Origin of the sequence: Clostridium sp. (assembly GCF_036639235.1) — a bacterium.
GTDB lineage: Bacteria > Bacillota > Clostridia > Clostridiales > Caloramatoraceae > Clostridium_AB.
This window is the reverse complement of the sequence record NZ_JAVWJB010000050.1, coordinates 1,751-10,100: the sequence shown is the minus strand read 5'-3', so window position 1 is coordinate 10,100 and position 8,350 is coordinate 1,751. Positions and strand designations below refer to the sequence as shown.

The window sequence follows — 8,350 nt, the reverse complement described above, 5'->3', positions numbered from 1 at the left end:
CCATCCCTTGGTCCTCTAATAACAGTTTCACCCATAGGCTCGCTGGTACCTCTAGCCGGCCATAGCCTTGAAGCTATAATAATACACTTATCATAACCCTCAACAAATAATAGAGTTTCACCTGAAAGTAGCAATAACATAGCTTCTTCTATATACTCAACTTCCTTAATATCCGCAGCTGCTATGGTTGTATTCTGAATAGCCTTAAATAGGTTCTCTTTAAGATTTGCAAGGTCTAGATCTACCTGCCTTGAAAGTATGGTTAAAGGCTCCATAACAAAGTCATCAACAAGCATCTTATCTGAAAGACCGTCTATCTGACATAAAAACCCCTTAAGCATACTACTTCCTATATTAAAGTCTCTAAAGACCATATCATGTGAATCTACAAAGGTATCCTTAAATATCTTACTTATATCATCTATATTCTTTGGAATATCTGTCTTAGTATTATGTTCATAATCAAAGCTTAATTCCTTCTTCTTCTTCTTTCTAAGTAACCTCAAATTAACGCCTCCTTACTTAATAAAGTACATGGCAAATATGTACATACCCGTTCCACCAAAAATAAATAAAAGGGAAAATGCCTTTGCTGCCTTATATTCCTTCACCATATTTCTTTTTTTGTAATCCTTACAATCTATAAAAAGTAATATACAAGCACATAATAAAAAAACCACTAAACTATCAAAACCAAACATACTCTGTATAACTATTTTGTATGACATAATCCACCTCCGACTACATCTTAATTTCTCCTAAAATTATCTTTTCTATACAAAAACCTAAATGTTTATGAAAATAAAAAAAGTTATACACAATTCAAGGTAAAAATGTGTATAACTTCTATTATTTTTATATTGTTTTAGTTATATATACCTGCTTCATAGACTTTGATAGTTCATTATAGCAGCTGTTAATTCCCTCATCTGTAAATATTCCAAATACAGTAGGACCACTTCCACTCATTATGCTTCCTAATGCACCATGTTTCATCATGGTTTTCTTAATAGAATCTATTTCTGGGTGCATAGGAATTGTAACTGTTTCTAGTACATTAACAAGATTATTTGCTAAAGTATTAATGTCCTTATTGTTAATAGCATTAAGTAAGATATTATTATCTGGTCTTAAGCTTATTTTACTTAAATCAAGTCCCTTATAAACATCAGCTGTTGAAACTAATACATTTGGCTTTGCGATTAGAACATTAATCCCTTTAAAACTTGATAATGACTTAACCTTTTCTCCCCGCCCAGTACATAAACATGTTCCACCTAAAATTAAATATGATACATCACTTCCAACTAAAGCTCCTATATCCATCATCTCATCATTACTTAGGTTAAGATTATAAAGCTTATTCATAAGAATAATTACTCCTGCTGCATCTGCACTTCCACCTGCAAGGCCTGCTGCAATTGGAATATTCTTCTCTATATGAATCTTAACTCCTGAATCTAAATTGTACCTATCTATAATAATCGACGCTACCCTATAGGCTATATTACCCTCATCACATGGAAGCGAATCATCTGTAATAGTAAGCTCTATATGTGGCCATTTTTGAATACTAATTAAATCATAAAGGTCTATGGTCTGCATAATAGTGTTAATCTCATGGTACCCATCTTCTCTCCTTGATATAATATCAAGTGATAAATTAATCTTACCAGGTGACATATAAGTTAAAACATCCATAATAACTAATGCTACAAAACGTAGCTCCCCCTTCTAAAATATATAATTTAATTATAGAAGAAAATAAAGCTCTATTCAATTATAGCTAGCTTATAGCATCAATAGATGTAATATCTTCATTTGTAAATGACTTAATAGCACCCTTAACCTTATCTAGGTCTTCATAGAAAATAACAACAGTATCACCTTCGCTGCAAGACTTAATAGCTTCTATTAATGCCTCATCTTCTTTGTGAATAATAGAGTAATTATTACCCTTAGAAGATAGCTTTACTCCAATTTCAAGTAAGGCTGATACCTCACCTTCACTTCTTCCACGTCTATCAACATCTTCTTTAATATAAACATAGTCAAAGCCCTCTCCTGCAATAGCTCCAAGACGCATTATACTATCATCATCTCTGTCTCCAGGAACTCCAATTACTCCAACACGTCTATTAGACGGGAAGCTTTCAAGGGACTCAATTACCTTATTATAAGCATCAATATTATGTCCATAATCAACTATTACATTGATTCCATTAACTTTATATAAATTAAATCTACCTGGGTTAGACTCACTATCAGATAAAAATGACTTAAGTGCCTTCTCTATAAAATCACACTCTATATTAAGTGATGATAGTGCTCCAACTGTAGATAAACAATTCTCCACATTATGAACAAGTCTTCCCTCCATGGTACATGGAATTTCTTTAATATTAACTATTGGCTGTATATGTTCATCTTTAAATGAACATATATAATCTTCCCTAATAAATACACATGGTTTGTTTTGCTGCATGTGTTTCTTAATTAGGATATTGTTAATATCCTTTGAGAAATAGGTAATATTAACATCACTTGGAACCCTCTTTGAAATAAGGTTAACATATGGATCATCAGCATTAATTACAGCATATCCTCCTGGCTTAATAGCCTCTACAACAAGTGACTTAACATAGGCTAAGTCCTCAAGTGTATTAACTCCGTCGAGCCCTAGATGATCCTCTGTAATATTAGTTATAACTCCAACATCAGCTAAATCATAACCTAGACCACGTCTTAAAATACCACCTCTTGCTGTTTCAAGAACAGCAGCCTCAACCCTTTTGTCTTGGAGTACTACCCTAGCACTTATAGGTCCTGTAGTATCACCAGACTCAATACACTTACCATCTAAGTAGATACCACTAGTTGTAGTCATTCCAACATAAAGACCCTTAAGAGCTAAGCTATGACCTATCATTCTAGTTGTGGTTGTCTTACCATTTGTTCCTGTAATAGAAACTATAGGTATACTTACCTCACTATCTTTATATAAGTAATCAAGCATATGTGAAGCAACATTACGTGGCTTTCCTTGACTTGGATGGGTATGCATTCTAATTCCAGGTGCTGCGTTAATTTCGAGTATAGCACCGCCACCTTCATCAAGTGGAATAGAAATATCCTGGGTACATATATCAACCCCTGCAATATCAAGTCCTACAGCATCTACTGCTCTAATAACAAAGTCAAGTGTCTTAGCTGAGACCTTATCTGTACAATCAATTGAAACACCACCGGTAGAAAGATTAGCACTACGTCTTAAAAATACTCTTTCAGAATTCTTTAAAACCGTGTCTAGTGTTTTTCCCTGTGATGCAAGGCACATAATAATATCCTTATCTAAAACTATTTTAGTAAGAGGCTTTTCATGTCCAAATCCCCTAAGTGGGCTTTTATTCTCAATATTAACAAGCTCTTTAATAGTATTAACTCCATTACCTTCAACATAGGGTGGAAGCTTAAGTGAAGCTGCTACCACCTTCTTATTAATAACCAAAAGCCTATAATCCTTGCCTCTAACATATCTTTCAACAACAACCTTCTTGTTAATCTCTGCTGCCTTATTATATCCATCCCTAGCCTCATGTAGAGAGTTAATATTAACTGTTATTCCACTACCCTTACTACCATCAATAGGCTTAATAACAAGTGGAAACCCAATACTATCTACAATAGATTCTACATCAGATAAACTTTCCGCCATATCACCTTCAGGTATAGGAATAGATATATCCGATAATATTCTTCGTGTAAGAGACTTATCACATGATATATCCACTGCTATACATGATGTATTGTCACTAATAGTTGCACATACCCTCTTAGTCTTAGTCCCATATCCAAGGTTTAATATACTACTATATCCAACCCTTGTTATAGGGATCTGTCTTCTTCTAGCCTCATCATAAATTGCAGTGGTAGACGCACCTAGTCTACACTTTGATATTCTCTTCTCAATAGAGTTAATAAGAGATTCCATATCATAGTCTTCCCCTATAATAAATGAATTAAAGCAATCTAACAGTCCATCTATACAGTAGCTCGCAGCCTCTTCAAGTGAATATTCAAATACAACATCATAAATAGAACCTTCCCTATGTCTTGCCTTACCGTATTTGATTCCCTTAAACCCAAGCATAAGCTGCATCTCTATAAGTGAATGTTCAAATACATGTGGAAGATAGGTTCCTTCATTAAGACGTTCTAAGAATCCTCCCTCATAACCCTTACTACAGCAATGGGAACTTAGTCCCGGTAATGCCTTAATAAGCTTATTATTAAAGCCTTCTATATCCTTAGTTTCAGTATCTACATATTCAAAAATATCTACTCCAATCTTAATACACAATCTGTGAGAATGTATATTCCTTCCTGTATAGACTTTTTTGTCAACGATTTTCATCCTTTTCCTCCTTAGACACCTGCTTAATAATAGGTGCCTTGCTCTTTAAGCTATAACCATATCCTCTAGGGAGAATATGCATCTCAACATCAGTTATGGCTAATATCTCATCCTGTGATAACTCTGAAACATTAGTATGGGATATATAATTACCATCAACAACAGTAACAGCTCCCTCTCCTATAACTCTAAAACTATCTTCACCTTCTATAACAACTGCTGTATTCTCATCAATTCCTATTCCAAGTATCTCTGGATTCTGGGCAACAGCAGCAAGTAATCTTCCTATTCTTCCTCTTTGGGCAAAATGCTGGTCTATAATAACCCCTCGAATAATATCAAGTCCTGGTGACATTTTAATAGTACACTTACTAGGTGCTGAATCATCCTCACCTGTAACTATCATAGTAGATGGTAGACAACTTGCCCCTGCTGATGTACCTGCTATAAGTGCACCTGATAGATAACTTTCCCTAAGGGCATCATAAAACATAGTTCCGCCTATAAGGCTTGTAATCTTAATCTGATCTCCTCCAGTAAAGAAAATGCAACCTGCCCTCTTAATAATATCTATGTTCACAGTATTCTCAGCCATGGACCTATCCTGAATATCTACAACTTCAATATCCTTAACAGAAAGACGCTTAAACACCTTCCTATACTTATCAGCTGCCTCCTTTGGATAGTCTGTAGCTGCTGTAAGTATAACAAGTGGTCCTTCCTTGGTCTTATATATCTTAACTACTTCCTTTAAAATCTCACACTTATCTTCCTTGTCCTCTGCACCGCCAATAATAACAAGGTATCCTTTTTCCATATAATCAACCCCTAAATACAAAAAATAAATGCTTTACCTTGATATATTGCCCAAAGAGAATAATTATATACAATAGATAACAAAAAATACGCATAGTATACCATTAAGGTTTATGCGTATTTTAACTACTTTATTTGATTGTATATGTATGGTCTAGTGGTCCTCGTCCCTTACCAAGGTTAAGTCCTGATGCTATTGCTCCCTCAACATAATCCTTAGAAAGTCTAATACTTTCATCAAGAGACTTCCCTTCTGCTAGGTTACATGCTATTGCTGAGGATAGTGTACATCCTGTTCCATGGGTATTAGGATTATTTATTCGTTTTCCACTATACCAAGTAAATTCTCCATTATAATATAAAACATCATTAGGTAATCCATCTAAATGTCCACCCTTTATAAGTACACCGCCTAATGTAGTTTTACTTATTATTATTGCAGCTTTTTTCATATCTTCCATATTATCTATTTTAATATTTGATAGAACCTCTGCTTCACTAATATTTGGGGTAACAACAGCTGCTATTTTGAAAAGTTTATTAACAAGTTCTTCAATTGCATCTCCCTTAATAAGATTTCCATTGCTTGTTGATACCATAACAGGATCAACAACTATATTTTCAGCTTTGTATTCAACTAACTTATTATATATACTCTGTACAATTCCCCTACTTGATACCATTCCTATTTTAGTAGCAAGTGGTAGTATATCATTGAAAACACAATCTATTTGATTTTCAACAAATTCCTCTGTTGAATCTAATATTCCGTATACACCTGTAGTATTCTGTGCTGTAAGTGATGTTATCACACTCATTCCATAGCATCTATGCATAGCAAATGTTTTAAGGTCAGCCTGTATTCCTGCTCCTCCACTACAATCTGAACCTGCTATTGTAAGTACTGTATTCATATTTTTCACCTCTATTTTATGTTAACAACTTCATCTAATTTAGCTCTTAACAGTCTACATTCTTCCTTAATATTATCCTTACCAAATATACCTGAAATAATCGCAGCACCTGCTATACCTGATCCTTTAAGAAATAATAAGTTCTCACTTGTTATTCCACCTATTGCTACAACTGGTATATCTACTGATTTAATAATATCTATAAGCTTATTAATATTAACATCTACTGCATCAACCTTAGTAGATGTTGAAAACACCGCTCCTACACCTAAATAATCTGCTCCAAGTCTTTCAGCTTCTACAGCTTCCTCTACACAGTGTGCAGAAACACCTATAATAACCTTATTGCCCAGTATCTTTCTAGCCTCTACAATACTTCTATCTCCTTGTCCTATATGAAGACCACATGCCTTAGACATTAATGCAACCTCTATATTATCATTAATTATTAAAGGTACATTATACCTATCACATAGACTTTTCAAAGATATTGCCTTATTTAAAAATTCATCATATCCTAAATACTTTTCCCTTAATTGAACCATGGTTACTCCACCTAAAATAGCCTCTTCCGTTATCTCTTCAAGACTTCTATTAATACAAAAACGGGAATCTGTTACTGCATAAAGCTTTAAACTATTAAATAAGTTCATATCTTCCCCTCTCACTTAAAAAACTTTCATCAGCATTGTTAATAACATCTAAAATATTTACTTTATAGCTTCCATTTCCCTGCTCTGAATTAAGTCTAGTATAAGAAACTTCACCTGCAACTCCCATTAAACAAACAGCAACAACTGTAGCCTCTAAAATACTTTCCCTATTAGCACTTATATATGCAGCAATTAAACTACTTAACATACACCCTGTACCTGTTACCTTAGCCATTAATGGATGTCCATTACGTACTATATAAGACTCATCCTCAGTTGATACTATATCTATTTCCCCTGTTATTACAATTACTGCACCTGTTAACCTTGATAACTTCCTTGCTATTTCTACCCCTTCTTTAAAGGAATCTTCACCAAACAAATCACCCTCACTAGCATCTACTCCACTAGTATTTCCTGACTTATATAAAATTGATTTAATCTCTGAAATATTTCCCTTAATAACAGTAAAATTAACTTCTTTCAAAAGATCATTTACAGTATTAGTTCTTAAGGTAGATGCCCCTGCCCCTACAGGGTCGAGTACTATAGGCTTACCTACCTCACTTGCCTTCTTTCCATATACTTTCATAGCTTCTATTGTTCTAGAATTTAAGGTTCCTATATTAATATTAAGACCACTACTAATAGCTGTAATATCATCCGCCTCTAAAATCTCATCTGTCATAAGTGGAGATGCTCCACAACCTAGTAAAATATTTGCACAATCATTTACAGTTACATAGTTAGTAATATTATGTATTAAGGGCTTATTAGCCTTTACATTTCCCATTATATTTCCAATCAATTAAAAAGCCCCCCTGTTAATTTTATTAATTTTAAATTTCATATTTACCTTCTTTCCATTGAACAGGAAAAAAGCAGAGAACCTACCTAAAGACTCTCTGCTTAAAAGCATAAAAACTCCCTACGTTGGCATTATCCAAATCAGGTTAAGGGTCGAAGTTCAATTCCTTCCTCTCAGCATGAAAACAAGCTCCCCTGTCCAATATTTTATTTCTTATATCCTATTATACACCTTATTAAAGCTAAATAAATCCTATATAAATATCAACTATTCTAGTAATTATTAATTACTAGATATGCTGGCTTTTTCAAAGCCACCAACCTCCACTCCCCTATCCTTAAAAAATTAAATTTCAAATCCACAAAACTAAAAAGGGTACTGATATTATCAGTACCCTTCTCTTATAAAAAACCTTAAATCCATGTTCGAGGGGGACATGGGCCCCCGCTGAACATACCTATCAAGGGGTCAAGTGCCACTTTAGTGGCGCGCAGTCGCTTTAGCACCCATTGGTAAGTCTCATGGAAAACCTGTTTTTCATGAAAGGCTATTGACTCCGTCAATAGCCTTTGTTTTATACTAGGAATGATTTTTTAGGAATGATAATCTTAGCCCCTGCATTAATATAGTCTGGGTTTTCAATTTCATTAACCTTTACTATATCTTCGATTGTAGTTCCATATCTCTTTGCAATCTTCCATAGGTTATCACTTTCTTGAACAGAATAGATAACAAATGTAGGCAT

Annotated in this window: 8 protein-coding genes and 1 riboswitch; all 8 genes read right to left on the bottom strand. The window is 34.1% G+C overall.

The genetic code is table 11. The features are described from left to right. Positions 1-506, bottom strand: a 506-nt coding sequence (locus RR539_RS09495; RefSeq protein WP_332483674.1) for a spore germination protein, incomplete at its 3' end; no start/stop codon positions are given. A 12-nt stretch (positions 507-518) separates the two neighbouring features. Further along, a complete protein-coding gene (locus RR539_RS09490; RefSeq protein ID WP_332473496.1) occupies positions 519-728 on the bottom strand; it encodes a CLC_0170 family protein in 210 nt (69 codons plus the stop codon). A gap of 127 nt (positions 729-855) precedes the next feature. After that, entirely contained in the window at positions 856-1,701 is an 846-nt protein-coding gene (gene ispE / locus RR539_RS09485; RefSeq protein WP_332473495.1) for a 4-(cytidine 5'-diphospho)-2-C-methyl-D-erythritol kinase, read from the bottom strand. A gap of 85 nt (positions 1,702-1,786) precedes the next feature. After that, positions 1,787-4,414 carry a cyanophycin synthetase gene (cphA, locus tag RR539_RS09480; protein WP_332473494.1) on the bottom strand — a complete coding sequence of 876 codons (2,628 nt, stop codon included), beginning with the start codon at positions 4,412-4,414 and terminating at the stop codon, positions 1,787-1,789. Further along, positions 4,401-5,231: a cyanophycinase gene (locus RR539_RS09475; protein ID WP_332473493.1), complete on the bottom strand. Its 831-nt coding sequence runs from the start codon at positions 5,229-5,231 to the stop codon at positions 4,401-4,403. The genes cphA and RR539_RS09475 overlap by 14 nt, the downstream gene beginning before the upstream one ends. A 130-nt stretch (positions 5,232-5,361) precedes the next feature. Continuing rightward, a complete protein-coding gene (thiD, locus tag RR539_RS09470; RefSeq protein ID WP_332473492.1) occupies positions 5,362-6,144 on the bottom strand; it encodes a bifunctional hydroxymethylpyrimidine kinase/phosphomethylpyrimidine kinase in 783 nt (260 codons plus the stop codon). Positions 6,145-6,155: 11 nt separating this feature from the next. After that, entirely contained in the window at positions 6,156-6,797 is a 642-nt protein-coding gene (gene thiE, locus RR539_RS09465) for a thiamine phosphate synthase (protein WP_332473491.1), read from the bottom strand. Then, on the bottom strand, positions 6,784-7,590 hold the full coding sequence (thiM, locus tag RR539_RS09460; protein ID WP_442878408.1) for a hydroxyethylthiazole kinase: 807 nt from the start codon (positions 7,588-7,590) through the stop codon (positions 6,784-6,786). Before thiM ends, thiE begins: the two co-directional genes overlap by 14 nt. Positions 7,591-7,705: 115 nt before the next feature. Further along, positions 7,706-7,811: riboswitch (TPP riboswitch) on the bottom strand. Positions 7,812-8,350 lie beyond the last annotated feature (539 nt).

Bases quoted from the DNA above. Each gene is read 5' to 3' on its own strand.
- thiD (WP_332473492.1), bottom strand. From the start codon at position 6,144: ATGAATACAGTACTTACAATAGCAGGTTCAGATTGTAGTGGAGGAGCA.
- thiM (WP_442878408.1), bottom strand. From the start codon at position 7,590: ATGGGAAATGTAAAGGCTAATAAGCCCTTAATACATAATATTACTAAC.
- ispE (WP_332473495.1), bottom strand. From the start codon at position 1,701: ATGGATGTTTTAACTTATATGTCACCTGGTAAGATTAATTTATCACTT.
- cphA (WP_332473494.1), bottom strand. From the start codon at position 4,414: ATGAAAATCGTTGACAAAAAAGTCTATACAGGAAGGAATATACATTCT.
- thiE (WP_332473491.1), bottom strand. From the start codon at position 6,797: ATGAACTTATTTAATAGTTTAAAGCTTTATGCAGTAACAGATTCCCGT.
- RR539_RS09475 (WP_332473493.1), bottom strand. From the start codon at position 5,231: ATGGAAAAAGGATACCTTGTTATTATTGGCGGTGCAGAGGACAAGGAA.
- RR539_RS09490 (WP_332473496.1), bottom strand. From the start codon at position 728: ATGTCATACAAAATAGTTATACAGAGTATGTTTGGTTTTGATAGTTTA.